Annotated in this window: 12 protein-coding genes; 4 read left to right on the forward strand and 8 right to left on the reverse strand. The window is 46.1% G+C overall.

Annotated elements, in window-relative coordinates:
* The first annotated feature begins 97 nt into the window (after positions 1-97).
* Together MSG36_RS06900 and MSG36_RS06905 are read left to right on the forward strand one after the other, a co-directional pair.
* Entirely contained in the window at positions 98-886 is a 789-nt protein-coding gene (locus tag MSG36_RS06900) for an SUMF1/EgtB/PvdO family nonheme iron enzyme (RefSeq protein ID WP_048608517.1), read from the forward strand.
* Positions 887-1,045: 159 nt separating this feature from the next.
* Positions 1,046-2,728, forward strand: coding sequence for an alkaline phosphatase family protein (locus tag MSG36_RS06905; protein WP_248366866.1), 1,683 nt, complete (start codon positions 1,046-1,048; stop codon positions 2,726-2,728).
* A 138-nt stretch (positions 2,729-2,866) separates the two neighbouring features.
* On the opposite strand, the gene MSG36_RS06910 is transcribed toward MSG36_RS06905, so the two are convergent.
* Positions 2,867-3,961 (reverse strand): substrate-binding domain-containing protein, encoded by a 1,095-nt coding sequence (locus MSG36_RS06910; RefSeq protein WP_248366868.1) that lies wholly within the window; start codon positions 3,959-3,961, stop codon positions 2,867-2,869.
* Positions 3,962-4,042: 81 nt separating this feature from the next.
* Here MSG36_RS06910 and MSG36_RS06915 point away from each other — a divergent pair, with 81 nt between their 5' ends.
* Both MSG36_RS06915 and MSG36_RS06920 read left to right on the forward strand, forming a co-directional pair.
* Positions 4,043-5,161 carry a substrate-binding domain-containing protein gene (locus tag MSG36_RS06915; RefSeq protein ID WP_248366870.1) on the forward strand — a complete coding sequence of 373 codons (1,119 nt, stop codon included), beginning with the start codon at positions 4,043-4,045 and terminating at the stop codon, positions 5,159-5,161.
* Positions 5,158-7,632, forward strand: coding sequence for an EAL domain-containing protein (locus MSG36_RS06920; RefSeq protein WP_050633488.1), 2,475 nt, complete (start codon positions 5,158-5,160; stop codon positions 7,630-7,632). The genes MSG36_RS06915 and MSG36_RS06920 overlap by 4 nt, the downstream gene beginning before the upstream one ends.
* Before the next feature lie 62 nt (positions 7,633-7,694).
* Here MSG36_RS06920 and yegS read toward each other — a convergent pair whose 3' ends face one another.
* The 7 genes from yegS to MSG36_RS06955 form a co-directional block, all read right to left on the reverse strand.
* On the reverse strand, positions 7,695-8,600 hold the full coding sequence (gene yegS / locus MSG36_RS06925) for a lipid kinase YegS (protein WP_048608524.1): 906 nt from the start codon (positions 8,598-8,600) through the stop codon (positions 7,695-7,697).
* Positions 8,601-8,619: 19 nt separating this feature from the next.
* Complete coding sequence (locus MSG36_RS06930; protein ID WP_017064697.1) at positions 8,620-9,525, reverse strand: LysR family transcriptional regulator; 906 nt, start codon at positions 9,523-9,525, stop codon at positions 8,620-8,622.
* Between the two features lie 78 nt (positions 9,526-9,603).
* A complete protein-coding gene (locus MSG36_RS06935; RefSeq protein ID WP_248366872.1) occupies positions 9,604-10,986 on the reverse strand; it encodes a BatD family protein in 1,383 nt (460 codons plus the stop codon).
* Positions 10,983-12,707, reverse strand: a complete 1,725-nt coding sequence (locus tag MSG36_RS06940; protein ID WP_248366874.1) for a VWA domain-containing protein — start codon at positions 12,705-12,707, stop codon at positions 10,983-10,985. The genes MSG36_RS06935 and MSG36_RS06940 overlap by 4 nt, the downstream gene beginning before the upstream one ends.
* Positions 12,700-13,779 carry a VWA domain-containing protein gene (locus MSG36_RS06945; protein ID WP_248366876.1) on the reverse strand — a complete coding sequence of 360 codons (1,080 nt, stop codon included), beginning with the start codon at positions 13,777-13,779 and terminating at the stop codon, positions 12,700-12,702. Before MSG36_RS06945 ends, MSG36_RS06940 begins: the two co-directional genes overlap by 8 nt.
* Entirely contained in the window at positions 13,772-14,332 is a 561-nt protein-coding gene (locus MSG36_RS06950) for a DUF4381 domain-containing protein (RefSeq protein WP_248366878.1), read from the reverse strand. Before MSG36_RS06950 ends, MSG36_RS06945 begins: the two co-directional genes overlap by 8 nt.
* Positions 14,333-15,295 carry a DUF58 domain-containing protein gene (locus tag MSG36_RS06955; protein ID WP_061038363.1) on the reverse strand — a complete coding sequence of 321 codons (963 nt, stop codon included), beginning with the start codon at positions 15,293-15,295 and terminating at the stop codon, positions 14,333-14,335.
* Positions 15,296-15,302: the final 7 nt, after the last annotated feature.

Consider the following 15,302-nt stretch of genomic DNA (forward strand, 5'->3'; position numbering starts at 1 on the left):
TCCTATTCGATCAAGTAACATGTTATACCCTTTATAACCAATAGGAATGACCTTAAACGTTAGAATTAGACCCTATTTCGAACATCTGAGGCACGTGATGAAATTTCTTAATTACAAACAGTTAGCAACAATTAGCAGCGTCACTATGACTATTCTTCTGAGTGGCTGTGCAAGCGTGCCTACACACCCCATCGCCCAACAAATTGACCAAGAGATGGTGTTGGTTGAAGGCGGCACATTCACCATGGGGTCGAACGATCCAGAAGCGACCAAAGCAGAGCGTCCTGCACGTAATGTAACTGTAGATAGTTTCTACATAGCGAAGTTTGAGGTGACTCAAGAATTGTTCGAATCGGTGATGGGTTCATCTCTCAGTTATTTCCAAAACCCACAAGTTCCTGTCAATAACCTTAGCTGGCAACAAGCGAACTACTTCGTCGAGCAATTGAACGAACTTACGGGTGAAGAATACCGTCTACCAACTGAAGCTGAATGGGAATTTGCAGCCAAAGGTGGCAACAAAAGTAAAGGCTATACTTACAGTGGTTCCAATAACTTAGATGATGTTGCGTGGTACTCAGCAAATTCTAAAAATAGCGCACATCCAGTCGGGCTAAAGAAACCAAATGAACTAGGCTTATATGACATGACAGGAAACGTGGGCGAGTTTGTTATCGATGCCTTCGATGACACCTTCTACCGATTCGGTCCAACAGACAACCCTAACAACGCAAAACACAGCGACGTTGGTTTATCGCACAAATCGGTTCGCGGTGGCAGCTTTGCTTATGACGAAAATGAATCTGAAAGTTACCGTCGTGACTTCGCAAGCCAATCGATCACTATGTCAGATATGGGCCTGCGTTTAGTTAAGGATACGAACTAAAGCTGTGAACTAGCTAACGAAGCGAACTAACTAAAGACGCCGAAGGTTATGGTTCACTAATCGTCACCAACAATACTAAAAATACGATTCGCACTGCACACACGTTAGAAATCTGGCCAAACACTAGAACTCAGCGGCAACAGTGAATAAGGAAACTCTATGCAATACACCAAGCTTTCAGGACTAACCCTCGCATTACTCTGCGCTCTTCCAGCTTCAGCTGCGGAAAAGCCAAATCTAGTCCTTCAAATCACGGTAGATGGCCTGCGCGCAGATTTAATCGAACGATATAAGCACAACTTCGGTGAAGGCGGTTTCCGGTACTTAATGGATGATGGTACTTACTACACCAACGCGAACTACCAACATGGCAACACGGAAACGATCGTGGGCCATGTATCGCTTGCAACCGGCGCTCCACCGAGCGTACACGGCATGGTAGGTAACGTTTGGTACGACCGTAGCGAAGAACGTTTGGTGTATAACGTAGAAGACGGTAACTACCAAATGCTGACCTCTGGTGCGGGTGTCGATAAAGCAACAGAGATCGACCCAACGCAGAAGACAGCACAAGGCGATGGTCGCTCTCCAGAGCCAATACTCTCCACCACGTTTGGTGACGAACTGACGATTTCCAATAGTGGCAAATCAAAAGTGTTTGGTGTATCAGTGAAAGACCGCGGCGCAATCTCATTGGCAGGACACAGTGGTAAAGCCTTCTGGTTCTCCAAAGCACAATCGGAGTTTGTCACCAGTAACTATTACTACGACGAGTATCCAGATTGGGTATCACGCTGGAACGAGAAAGCGATTGCTGCTCAGTATTCCAAACAGAAATGGGAGCTCTCATTACCGCGTGATAAGTACACGTTGCAAGAACACGATACCGAACACAAAGTGAAACTCGGTAACTTCCAACGCACCTTCCCTCATCCTTATGGCCCGGCAAGTTACAAGTACTACAGCACCACCCTAACCGTCAGCCCTGCTGGTGACGAGATCACGGAAAACTTCGCTAGCACCTTGCTGATGCAAGAGAAGCTTGGTCAAAGTGACGTGACTGATTATCTATCTGTAAGTTTCTCATCAAACGACTACGTGGTGCACCTTTACGGCCCTGAAAGCCTAGAAACAGAAGACAACCTTATCCGACTTGATAAGACTCTCGCTAAGCTTTTCAAGACCGTTGATAACCAAGTCGGGCTAGAAAACACATTGATTGTGCTGTCTGCCGATCACGGTGTACCTGAATCTTCACCTGCGGCAAATGCGCTTGGTTTCAATCAAGCTCAATACTTCAATAAAGACACACTACTCTCGAGTGGTGTTGAGAAACGATTGAAGGATGAATTTGGTCTAACCAAAGACGCGATTCGCTTGTACGCACAACCTTATATCTATCTGAATCATGATCTAATCGCAGAGAAGAAGCTTGATCTGGCTAAGGTGCAAGAAGCCATTGCTGATGAAATTGCAAAAGTGAAAGGTGTTGCGTTTGCTGTATCAAGTAGTGACATTGCGGCTAACCGAGTACCGGATACGCATGTAATGCAGCTAATCAAAAACAACTATCACCCTGCTCGTTCTGGCGACGTGTACGTAGTTTTTGCACCGCGCAGCTACATTAACGACATGGAAGGCCTTCAAATTGCCTCGACACATGGTTCTCCGTGGAAGTACGACACACATGTGCCGGTGATCTTCGCAGGTTACGATGTTGAAGCTCAGAAAGTATCGCGAGCAGTGACGCCTTATGACATTGCACCGACACTGTCGAACAAGCTGGGAATCACCCAACCAAGTGGGTCAATCGGAGAAGTGCTGCAAGAGATCACGGAGTAGACTCAATCTCTAAGGTTTCGTGAGCTGGATTTCGAATCCAGCACCCACTCAATAAAAGAGCCGTTTATCTAATTCTGACTCACTAGGTCGAAACAGATAAACGGCTCTTTGGTTGATAACGGATAGATTGAATCGAACCTAATTCTTGCCCGAGTAACGAAACGCTTCTCTGGTTAGCTGATTTAATTGGTCGTCATTCATCTTGTTGTGCACAACGGTGATACGACCTAAGTAAACCAACGGGACTTCTGCCTCTCGCTCTTCCAAGTGAAACTTAATCGCTTCGGCCGTTGCCACACCAAGGTCATCACTCATTCGCATAGGCGTCGCGTCTAATTCATCGGAACGAATCTTTTCTATTTCTTTCGCAGTACCGCCCCAACCCGTCACATAGATTTCAGACAACATGTCAGCCTTGTTTAAAGCATCCACCGCTCCCATGGTCATCGCAGTATTAGCATTGTGAACCATGGTCACTTCGGGGAAGTTACCGAGCACCAAACGAATCCCGTCAGCGCCACCTATCTTCTGGTATTGCCCAAAGTGCTCATACACCGTTAACCAATCACCTTTTTCTTCTACGCAATCAATGAAACCTTGTGAACGTTGAGTATCTGTTATTCCCGGGATTCCTCGATTAGCCGAAAACTCGACTTCATTTCCGAGTTCTTTCACCACATGGTCACAAAGCACCTCAGCACCCATCGAACTGGAGAAATCAAACCAGCTGTCTGGTTGATGTTTCCATTGCTCATTCGGTGTGTGAAACGCCCAAATAAAGGTTTTGAAATCTTTGGAAGCGGACAGTTTTTGAATGTTGCCGGCTTGGATACCCAGTTCAGAAGGGCCAAAAATGACGAAGTCATAAGGCGTCTCAGAATTCAGGACTTGCTCGATGTATTGGGTCTGTAATGAGTGCTCAATTTGCCTTGAAGTAAACTCACTGATCTCAAAAGGCAGATCCAAAGCGATGAGCCTTTCCTTCAGTGCGGTGTAATTTCTTGTCCAAAAGTCAGAAATATCTGCACTTGGATAAATCAGCGCAATTCTTACCGGTTTTTCTACCGACATCGGAGCTAATGAAATTGGCTCGCCACTTACAGTCTCTTGAAATTTTTCAAGTTTCTTTACATCAGCCTCCGACCTTACCCCGTCAGCATTGACGTACAAAGGGAGGCAAAAACACGCTGTCAGTAGGGTTGGTAAAATATTTTTATAAAGTTGACCCGGCATAACTGTTACCAAATGTTTGAATGTTTATTAACAATATTATAAATATAGGGCGATTATAAGTTAAAGCGTTTTATAAGCCATATGAATAAGAGATTAAATTTTGCGGGTTTGTTGCTCGCTACTACTTGCTACTCTCAGAGTTTTGCGGGTAATCATGAAGACGATTTCTTCCAATATGCTGAAGAAAAAGTGATGCGAGCGGTTTCCAACCAGAGAACTTGGGATGGCCCAATGCAAGGCCCTGTGGTGCGTCATGAAAAAAACGTTATTTTTGTCGCGTCTGATTTACGTAATGGCGGTGTTTACGGGGTGGGTAAAGGCATCTCTGAGGCGATTTCAAACATCAATTGGCATCTGAGGTTCATTGATGGCTTAGGCTCAGAAGTACGCCAAGGTGCAGCTATCCGAAAAGCGATTGGCTTTGAACCCGATGCCATTGTTCTTGGCGGCATTGACGCTGTTCGACACAAAACCATTTTGAAACAAGCGGAAGATCTCGGAATCGTTGTTATTGGCTGGCACGCGACTGAGCTGGTCGGTGGCAACCCTGAAATCGGCTTATACACCAACATCACCACCGACCCTCTCGATGTGGCGGAAGTGGCCGCGCTACTCGCGATTGTTAACTCAAACGGGCGAGCAAAAACCGTGGTGTTTACCGACCCGAACTATGAAATTGCGATGATCAAAGCCAACGCGATGGTCAACACCATCAAGCGTTGCAGTACCTGTGATGTACTTGAGTTGAACTACTTACCGCTCGATAAAATTGCCGAGCAGATGCCTGCAACATTGAAGAACCTAGATGATAAATATGACGAGAAAATCACTCACATCTTAGCCATCAACGACCTCTACATTGATTATGCGATCCCCTCTTTGGAATCTAATCTCGAAGAGTATCGGCTAATACCACAAAACATTTCAGCGGGCGATGGCAGCAAAGCCGCGTACAAAAGAATCAATAGCGGTCAATTCCAACTGGCGACAGTACCTGAACCCTTATATCTACAAGGTTGGCAAATTGTCGACGAGCTCAATCGAGCATTCAACCAGATGCCTCCGAGTGGCTACTCTGCCCCTGTGCATCTCGTCACGCCCGATAATGTTGAAGAACTCATCAGCCAGTCAGACAAAGGCATCTACGACCCTAAAAATGGCTACCGTGAAGCGTATCTGAAAATTTGGAAGCCACAATGAAACTACCTCAGATAAACATCACCCAACGGCTCATTATTTCGAATCTGGTTTCGCTATTGATTGTGAGCCTTGCGGTCATCATGGTGATCCGCTCGCTCTATTACGTCGAGTCGACGCTCAAAACGGAAACCTCGACACACGTATCAGATCTGATCGTTAACTCTGAAATCAGTCGTCGCGTGTTTACGCTCACCTCTCGAGTTAAGCTGCTGGAACAAACTTTTTTGTTCAGCGAAACCACGCTGTCTGAAGAAGCGTTCAATGTTGATTTCCAACTGCAACGACTGAGAGATCTTTCGACCAACGAAGGTTTCTCGCAAAAGATCGATGCCTTTATCGATAATTTCCACCGTTTCTTAGGCAGTTCGCTAGCACTGAATCGAATTCTAAAACAGACCAATCAAATCGACGCTGCGTTAGCCGAGCAACTTGATCAACTCGAATTTGCAATCGCCGACAGCAAGCTAAGGCACTTAGACCAACCTAATTTCATTCGTTATAACAATGAATTAGATCTCATCAACATGCTACGAGAGTCGTTTCTCACTTCGGGGAAAATGGTCGGTGACATTCACAGCCGTATCACGCCAGAAACGGAGAAAGTCCTGCTTATCGAAGTCGAGAAGGAGCTCGATATATTTTTGCTCCATTTAGAAAACGTCGATATCGAAACGTCAGCGGTGATTGCTGAGAAGAAAAGAATTCATCGTACAGTGAAACGATACAACGCGGCTTTGAAACGCATACGAGCGAATCTGGAACAGCGTTGGTTGGTGATGGCATCACTGCTAGTTGCTCAAAGTGACTTGTTGGAGATGGTAGAAAAAACCGAATCACGCGTACAAAGCCAAGCCTTAGAACTGACAGACCAGCTTGAACAAGAGATTGGTCTATCAAGGCTCAATGCGATTGTTATCAGCATTTCAGCCGTCGTGCTGTCGATGTTGCTGGTTAGCCACGTTGTTAGACACCACATTCGAAAGCCACTCAATGCACTTAGACATGGCTTCGACCGTTTAGAATCCGGTAGCCTCAAAAACCCAATCAACTTGGGCAGAAGTGACGAATGGTCTCACTTAGAAAAAGCCTATAACGACATGGCTTTAAGGCTGTCCGAGGCCTACCTCGACCTCACAGAAGAGAAGAAGAACTTCGACTTCCTCGCACACCATGATCCACTGACGAATTTGGCTAACCGACTGTTGGCCACCAAACAATTGGATGAAGAGATTAGAAAATCCAGTGAGAGCAACGCCTCTTTCTTATTGTTTTATCTTGATATTGATGAATTTAAGACCATTAACGACTCCTTAGGGCATGCGCCCGGAGACAACTTATTAGTCAATGTCTCTGACATTCTGAATAACTTAGTCGGCGATAAAGGCTTTGTTGCTCGAATGGGTGGCGACGAGTTCTTGGTTGTGTATTCCAACATTGGCTTAGAAGAAGGTGAACCGATCGCGGATCGCTTGAATCAAGCATTAAGAAAGCCGTATTACATCGATGATAATTCTATCTTCGTCTCCGCGAGTATTGGTGTGTGTGAGTACCCTACTCATGGTTTGGATCGTGAAACCTTAATTCGCAACGCAGATACCGCCATGTATCACGCCAAACGGAACGGTAGAGATCAATACAGAGTCTACGCGGATAAAATGACTCATGAAGTGAACGACTTAATCGAAACCAACATTGGGCTTCATCAAGCGATTGCTAACGACGAACTTGAAGTGTTCTTCCAACCTAAAGTCGACTTAGATTCACAAGGGATCATTGGCGCCGAAGCACTTATTCGCTGGCGACACCCTAAATTGGGCTTACTGCCACCGATTGATTTCCTTGAAGTGGCGGAGAAAAGTGACCTCATTATCGACATCGATAAATGGGTGTTTAAGAAAGTGGCGAACTTGATCACTGAATGGCAACGTGCGGGAATAGGCCTGCAAGGCGTGATTTTCTCAATCAATTTCTCAGCGAGAATGTTCTATATGACAGACCTCGCCGAGCAACTACAAGTGATACTGGATGAAACGGATTGCCAACCTCACCAATTGCTGCTTGAGATTACCGAAAGAGACATGATGCGTGATTTTGAAACCTGTTCGAGAACCATTGAGGTGCTTCATTCTAAAGGCTATAAGATTGCTATCGATGATTTTGGCACGGGTTACTCTTCACTGTCGGTATTGAAGAATCTTTCGGCTGATTGCGTAAAATTGGATCGAAGCTTTATTGAAGATATTAACTCATCAAAGGTTGATTACGAGATTACTTGTGCGGTGCTTAAACTCGCACAAATACTCGACTTTTCAGTGATTGCAGAGGGCCTTGAAACCCAGAGTCATGTAAAGACACTGCGTCAGATCGGTTGTAAATACGCTCAAGGCTATTTCTTTGCGCGTCCTCTGCCGATTGATGACTGGTTGTCTTACTTCTTGCTTAATTCAGAGCAAACGCAAAAAGAGGCATAACGAATCTTAGCGGAGTGAATAACCCTATCGGTCGATCACTCCGTTTACCCAACCGAAGTGGTTTACCGGTTTTTCACCAAACAAGGACTGTTTTCTGGCAACACCAAACAAATGCTGGATGGCATGACTTCAAAACGTATTTGGTTGGAACGATAAGGTTCACCATCAAGGTTAATGGGCAGTGACTGAGGAAAATCGATCTCTAACCAACGAGCTTGAATATGGACAATGTACTTGCCGTCGTCGGCTGGATGCTTGAGCTCTTCGATGACTTTTGGCAAATCAGAAGCCACGAAAGTTTTGACTAAAGTTAGATCCATCAAACCGTCATCAATCAATGCATTAGGCGCTAACTCTTGTCCTCCACCCGCTAAGCGACCATTACAAAAAGCACCAACAAGGATCTCGCCGGTAAAGCTGCCTTTGTCTATGGTCAACGTGCCACTGTAGGGCTTAAAGCCGAGTGCTTTCACCACCCCTGTTAACGTATACGCACCGCCACCGAGAAAATCTTTAAGCTCGACTGGCGTTTCAGCTGTGACTTCAGCACCAAAACCCGCCGCAGCGACATTCATAAAGTAGCGGTCATTCGCACGCACGCTATCCACTGCAAACGCCTTGCCTTCCAGCGCTAGTTCGAAAGCACCCGAAATATCATTAGGTATTCCCGTTGCGGTAGCAAAATCATTCGCCGTGCCCATGGGGATAATCGCCAGTTGTGGTCTTTCACTCGCACGGAACTGGTTGAGCGCGTTAACGGCTTCATTCAACGTTCCATCGCCACCCGCCACAATCAGACGCTTAACACCATCGCATATTGCCTCGCTTACCAAACGGAACATATCCGACGATTCCCAAGTCACTCTAACTTGCAGGTCAATATCATTGTCCCTCGCCGCAAAGATGGCTTTCCTTAATTCCGGGATATTGGCTTTCTTTCCGTTTAAAATCGCGCGAATGCTTTCCATGGCTATGTCCTTGTATAGGCTAACTTGATAACTCTTTTGCTGCCGCTTTGATCTTAGCTCGTAACCACTTATGGCTTGGTTCATTGGTACGGCTTGGATGCCAAATCATACACATATCGAGGTCTTCCAACTCGAAGGGCAATGGCAGTGTTTTTACGGCGTACTTTTCAGCGAAACAACGCACCGATGAAATAGGCATTACACCGATGTACTCAGAGCCTTCGATAACAGGCAGCATCTCTACAACGCCCGCTGCGCGATACACGATTCTACGTTTCTCAAGGTCACTGTAGTGTTCAGAGCTCAATAAGCTTTTGCGCGCATGCCACCTTGATACAACCACATGTTCGAGTGCTAAGAACTGTTCCATATCGATCGTATCGCCAACCGTTGGATGATCACTACTACACACCACGACCAGCTCTTCCGTAGAAATCACCTCGTGCTTAAGCATGGTTCTTCCTTTAGGCGTCATATCAACAATCACGTCGTGTCTTTGCAGCCTTAAATCGGACTCATAGTCTTCGGTAAATAGAGGATGAACCTCTAACGCGATACCTGGCGCAACTTGGCTGATTAACCGCATGACTTTTGGCATCATTTCATAGCTCGCGGCCGAGACGCAGGCAATGGAAAACACGCGGCCTGAGGTTTTAGGATCGAAGTCTCTTGATGCGGATAAGGTAGAAGTGAAATTTTTAAGTGCAGCGGCCATTGCAGGATAGATATCAATAGCGAATGTGGTTGGCTCTACGCCTGATGTGGTGCGATGAAACAGTGGTTCATCATAGATATCTCTCAACCTTGCAAGTGCTTTACTCACTGCTGGTTGGCTTATATCCATGCGATTAGCAGCCCTAGATAAGTTCTGCTCTTCATAGATAGCAACAAATATAGGAATTAGATTTAGTTCGGTACTTTTCATACAGTTCCATATTAAAGAAGCAGGTTCCCCATAGTAGAGAACCTGCCGATTATGTTCGATGCGAATGACTAAAGTTTGCTACTTAGTTCTATCTTTTAAGTCTGGCAAGGCTTTAGGGATTTTCAAGCGAGCGGCAATTGAACGAGGTTTACTCTGGCTTGATTTGTCGTTGGGCAAGTTACGTAACCCTTTCCATAAACGAGTGAATACGTTTTTATCTTCACTTCCTTGTTGAAGGGCTTCGCTATCTTCTAGCCAACGCTTTTGTTCGTTCGCTTTACCCAGTTGCTCTTTACTTAGCTGCGCTTTATTCAGTTCCAACTGAGTGGTTTCGCTTCGCAATTGACGATAGATAAAGGTTCTTAATGCTGCCCAATTACCTTGCTTGAGTAAACGACGTAATACCAGCCAACTCGGTGTTGGGCGATTTGCGTAGTAACGCTTTACGGAAACAATCAACGCAATGCAGGCTAACAACGCCAAACCAACACCAATAAACACCGACATGTAGGCCTTGATGAAAGATTGGACTGTGTGTTTCGCTTCAAACACATCCCCTTTAATCACCACGTTTTCAAGCCGTTGATTCTTACTGTCCCACCACTGAAATGAAAACTCCGGCAGAGTAAACTCACCACCTTGTTGAATCACATATACCGTCTCTTCAACTCGGCTTGAGCGATAATCACCTCGTTCTTGAGTATCATCCAAACGGTTGGGTTGTGGGTAAGCTTGGAACTGCTGAGTGGACTCATTGGTTAGCACACCTGGCAGCAACACAGAAAGGCTGTCTTTTGCCTTAATCGTGATAGTTCGAGTAATGGCACCGCCAACTTTTAACTCGTCACTCGAGCGTTGCCATTGTTGCTCTACATCTACTTCTGTCGCAGAAAACCAAGGCGCTTCATTATCGAGTAAACCTGAAGGCAACGAAGCTTCAAACTTAATCGGCTGCGTGTAAAGCGTACCGCCCACGTTTGAACCATCAGGAGCAGAAACTTGGATATGAACCGGCACGGTTGGAATAACAAACTCACCGGAAGTCATCGGATAAAGCGTCACTTCCCAACGCTGACGTGACCATGTAGTACCACCGACTCTTTCTGTGTAGTTCGTCGCGAGTTGGTTACGCTGCTTAGCAATCACGTTAGGGATTTCGATACTGCCAATTCGAGTGCCGCCTGTTAACCAGCGCGGTGTCGCCACCTCAATGTTCAGAATGACCTGCTCATTTACGCTGACTTTGGTCGGCGTTATCTTGTCGCCTGACTTGGGTTTCTCGCCCACCCAAGCGATAAGCTCAACGTCACCACTTTTTTGCAGATCGAAGATATCGGCAGCAGAAGCAACAGCAGGAAAAAACCAACTCAACATAAGAGTCATCGACAACAACCATGTACGGGCTGTGAATCGCGCGCCCTTTGATTGAATCGCTTCAAGCGCTAAATCGTATCGACTCATTGTGCTTGCTCCTGTTTTGATGCCTGTTCCTGTTTCGGTGTCTGTTCTATCGAAGGTGCAGGGTCTCTTAATTGAATTTGAAATTTCGACTTCAAGAAGAATTTAGGATCCGCTTCGACTCGTTTTAACCACTTGTCGGCAAGCTCTTGACTGCCCAATATTTCATTGGCATTCAGCGTTTCCTTAAGCATCAATTCCGCTACCGTTTCTTCTTCAGCACCATCACCCGTTCGCGGCTGATCGTCTTCTAGTTCTAAAGATTCTTCAGGGCCATCTGTGGTTCCAGACTGGCTTTCGCTGGTTCGGTTTACCTCTTCGACAATCCCGCTAAGCACTGCAAGGTTATTTTCCACATCCGTTTTTAGTTCTGGTGACAGATCCTCTTTCTCGCTTAGTGACTTCAAAAGGTCTCGCGCCGCAAGGTATTCACGCTGCCTAGCTAACGCACTGGCTGCATTGTACAAACCAAGGTCAGTTTTGGTTTGCAGGAATGCACTGTGAGCAAGCTTAAAATCACGAGCATAGTAATAAGCCGCGCCCTTTCGCATTGGATCCTTAAAATGCTTGGCGGCTTCAAGGTATTCCTTTTGATTCAATAAACGTTGTCCTTGCTGATCAGGCGTTAGCCATAAATCCCACCACCATTGAGCGGTCTTATCCCAAACCGTCAGGGACTCTTCAACTACGGGTTTATCCGCGGTTAAGCTGACCGTTTTCGCCAAGGTATCCGGTGAATAGAAGGAACCCGTAATCAGCACACCAACCACACACCACTGAACCAACCACCCTTTTCTAAACCACAACAACATGATGATCGCCATTGGAATAAGCAGACCGTATCCCATGTCTTTCCAAGGCATTGAAGACTCGCCGTTAAACTGCATGTTTCTTTCAACGGCTTGATTCAGTTGTCGAATATCCGAATCGTCAACGGTCACCTCAATCACTCGACCACCTGTCTTGTTTGCTAAATTGCGCAATGAATCTAGGTCGACAGGGTTATCGCTCACCACATCGCCATTTCCGGCAGCCAAAATCAGCAACTGATACGGGTTTTCGTTAAAGAAGGTTTCAAAAGCTCGCGTCGTACTTGGATTCACACCATCTGAGACTAAAAGCACAGACGAACCTAACTCACCAGACAATTGTTGATTTATGAGTGGCAACGCTGCATCTGCTGATTTACCTGAAACCGGCATGATGTCAGGTGTAATAGCCGCAAGAAACGGTTCGAATACCTTGCTGTCTTGCGTGACGGGCATCGCCACGTGTGCGCTGCCTGCATAAACCACTAAGCCCGTATTACCGCCTTTGCGAGCGGCCAATAAGTCTCTAATTTTCTGCTTAGATCGTTCCAAGCGACTTGGAGGCAAATCTTTAGCAAGCATAGATTCACTGTTATCAAGCACAACCAACATCGACGCTTTGTCTTCACCAAAAGGCGATGCTTCACGTTGCCATGTTGGGCCCAAGCAGATAATGATGGCGATAGTCACAATCACTACCAATAGCTTCAAAGGTAACTGCTTGCGCCAGCCTGTCTCACCAATGGTCAATGCATCACGTAAATGTGCCGGTAGAATGTCTTTCCACGTTGGTTTGGTCTCTTCTCTCCAACGAACCCATAACAGGAAAAACATTGGGATAAAGGCCAACAACCACAACGGTCGGATAAAATGAAACTGGGTAAAGAACTGTTGTATCGTGAGAGAATCAGGCATCAGTCTCTCCTTTCAAATTCTTAGCCGAAGAAGCGAGCAGCGATCTTCGGCGTATCGTTGCTAAGCTGAATGCGGTCAAATACATCACAACAACAATCGCCATTAAGTAATGGTGCAGTCCCTGTTTAGGGCGATAAGTGGTACTTTCATATAACTGAGGTTCTAGCTCACCAATCTGAGCGTAGGCTTTGGTAAGTTCGTCGCGGTTAAGCGCTTCAAAGGCTTCGCCACCTGACTCTTGAGCCACACGTTTGATGGTTTCCATATCCAAAGCCACTTCACCAACGGTTTGTGGGTCGCCCATTGCAATAACGTGAATTCGAACGCCCTTAGCCTTAGCGACTTTTGCGGCATCGATAGGTTCAACAAAGCTTCCCGTATCATTACCGTCAGTTAATACGATCACGACTTTCTCTTTTTCGTTGGTATCGACGTTTGAATCTTGAGCGGCAGCACTTTGCTTTTCACTCTGTTCAAACACCTTGATCGCAAGGCCGATTGCATCGCCCAAGTGGGTACTTTGCCCTGCCATCGCGACATCGGTTTGATTAAGCAATTCAAGCCATACATCTTGGTCCGCGGTAAATGGTGTTTGTACAAACGCTGCATCACCAAACAAGATCAAACCGAGTCGGTCTCCTTTTCTGGTTTTCGCAAAGTCGGCTAACACCTCTTTGGTCGCATCTAAACGAGAGATTTTATCGCCTTGTTTAGAGGTAAAATCTTGCTCCGCCATTGAGCCAGACAAATCGACCACCACCATCACATCACGACCCAATTGTTCACGAACCTGTGGCTCTCCGAGAATAGTTGGTTTCGCTAACGCACACACGACCAATACCCAAGTAATAATGAGCGTGGTTCGTTGCCACCAGCTTGGCGTTAACTGGCTTGCACCTTCTGACGGTGCTTCCCCAATCGCTTCAACCAATTCTCGAAAAAATGGCACCTTAATCGCCATTTGCTTAGTTCGATAAGCTGGCACCACAAAGTAGACCAACAACGGCAGAGGCAGCGCGATAAACCATAGCGGGTGCGCAAATTCAAAGCTGGCAGATAAAACATCAAACATTGTCTTGCCCCTCAGCCGTTACCTGTACATTCGGTTTTGTTTGTACATCGAGTTTATGAAGCTTTAACCACATCATCGCGGTTTGAATCACTTCTAAACGCTGTTCAAAGCTCAAACGCACATTAGGGTCAATTAAGCTCTGCATCCATAATTCCGAAACTTCATTGGCAAAGAACGCATTGCTGTTTTCACTGGTGTTAGCACTAACAGGCAGGTAAGCGTTCAAACGGTCCACATAAGCTTGACCAAACAACTTAGCATTGCTGCTGTCTAGGTAGCGAAGCACCACTTTCAGTACCTTGAAGGTTCGTTCGGTTGAGTTCTTGTCTCTTGCATCCAATACCATGAGCTCTTGAATCGCTTCTTTACGATAACGGTTATTCCACCATCTCTGCGCCAAACGATAAGCCAGATAGATAGCGACCAATAACAGAATAACGCCGAGGATCTTCCAACCAATGGTTTGCGGCATCCAGCTCACACTCTCGGGAATGGCGACATCGTGCAGATCGCGAAGAATATAAGTACTTGGAGGCGTATGTTCAACGGCCATCTAGCGCCCTCCCACCAGCTTTTGCAGCTGTGATATGTGATTGCCCGAGGTGTCTAATTCGATATAAGGAAGGTTTTTCATCGCCATCAATTTAGCAAGCGACTGCTTCTGGAGTGCCGCTTTTTGAGCAAGGCTTTCACTTGCGAGGTTAACCTTAGATTGGCTATCCAGATTAAGTTGAAAGCGACCATCACCCACCACCCAGTTTGCGCTTGCCAAATCTTGAGGTAAAGATTGTTCTAATGGATCGGTGACCATAATGGCTAAGATGTCGTTGTGTTGTTGCAGTTGTTTTAGTCGGTCAAGATGTTGCTCTTGGCAATCTCGCCAATCACTAATAAAGATTAAGGTCGATTGCTTTAATCTCATTCGTTTTATCAGTTCAATCCACTGGCTAAACCCAACACCTTGGCTGTCGCTCACACTGACACCTAAGCTTTGATTGGCTTTGGTAAGATGTTTTAGCTGAGCCAATAAGTCCGATTGAGAACGCTGCGCTTTGGTATGAAAGAGCTTTTGATGTGAGGCTAAAACGAAGCCGACACGGTCACCATCTTTCAGCACTCGCCATCCACACAATGCTGCGACTTCAGCGGCCACAACGGATTTCATGGTATTTTGAGACGCAAAGAACATCGAGCTGCGCTGATCAACACAGATCATCACATTACGGTCTTTCTCTTCGGTATAACTACGAACATGAGGTTTACCTGTTCGCATCGTGACTTTCCAATCAAGGTTACGAATGTCATCACCAAGTTGATAGTGACGTAGCTCCTCGAAATTCAAACCTCGACCTCGGAACAATGAGTTGTGTCTACCCGACAGCACGCTGCCCGCCTTTAGATGAGGCAGTAGCGAAAACGACTCAGCTTGAGCCTGAATTCGCACTAACCTTGAGTAATCACAATACAGTCGTGGATCAAGGCCTTGCGATCTGGGAGCTTGTGTTGGCTTCGCCATGACGCCC

Source organism: Vibrio sp. 1CM8B (assembly GCF_023161685.1).
In the GTDB taxonomy this organism is placed as follows: domain Bacteria; phylum Pseudomonadota; class Gammaproteobacteria; order Enterobacterales; family Vibrionaceae; genus Vibrio; species Vibrio coralliirubri.

Excerpts from the sequence above, each read along its gene's own strand:
- MSG36_RS06935 (WP_248366872.1), bottom strand. The coding sequence starts at position 10,986 with ATGAGTCGATACGATTTAGCGCTTGAAGCGATTCAATCAAAGGGCGCG.
- MSG36_RS06945 (WP_248366876.1), bottom strand. The coding sequence starts at position 13,779 with ATGTTTGATGTTTTATCTGCCAGCTTTGAATTTGCGCACCCGCTATGG.
- MSG36_RS06930 (WP_017064697.1), bottom strand. The coding sequence starts at position 9,525 with ATGAAAAGTACCGAACTAAATCTAATTCCTATATTTGTTGCTATCTAT.
- MSG36_RS06940 (WP_248366874.1), bottom strand. The coding sequence starts at position 12,707 with ATGCCTGATTCTCTCACGATACAACAGTTCTTTACCCAGTTTCATTTT.
- MSG36_RS06920 (WP_050633488.1), top strand. The coding sequence starts at position 5,158 with ATGAAACTACCTCAGATAAACATCACCCAACGGCTCATTATTTCGAAT.
- MSG36_RS06900 (WP_048608517.1), top strand. The coding sequence starts at position 98 with ATGAAATTTCTTAATTACAAACAGTTAGCAACAATTAGCAGCGTCACT.
- MSG36_RS06915 (WP_248366870.1), top strand. The coding sequence starts at position 4,043 with ATGAATAAGAGATTAAATTTTGCGGGTTTGTTGCTCGCTACTACTTGC.
- MSG36_RS06905 (WP_248366866.1), top strand. The coding sequence starts at position 1,046 with ATGCAATACACCAAGCTTTCAGGACTAACCCTCGCATTACTCTGCGCT.
- MSG36_RS06950 (WP_248366878.1), bottom strand. The coding sequence starts at position 14,332 with ATGGCCGTTGAACATACGCCTCCAAGTACTTATATTCTTCGCGATCTG.
- MSG36_RS06910 (WP_248366868.1), bottom strand. The coding sequence starts at position 3,961 with ATGCCGGGTCAACTTTATAAAAATATTTTACCAACCCTACTGACAGCG.
- yegS (WP_048608524.1), bottom strand. The coding sequence starts at position 8,600 with ATGGAAAGCATTCGCGCGATTTTAAACGGAAAGAAAGCCAATATCCCG.
- MSG36_RS06955 (WP_061038363.1), bottom strand. The coding sequence starts at position 15,295 with ATGGCGAAGCCAACACAAGCTCCCAGATCGCAAGGCCTTGATCCACGA.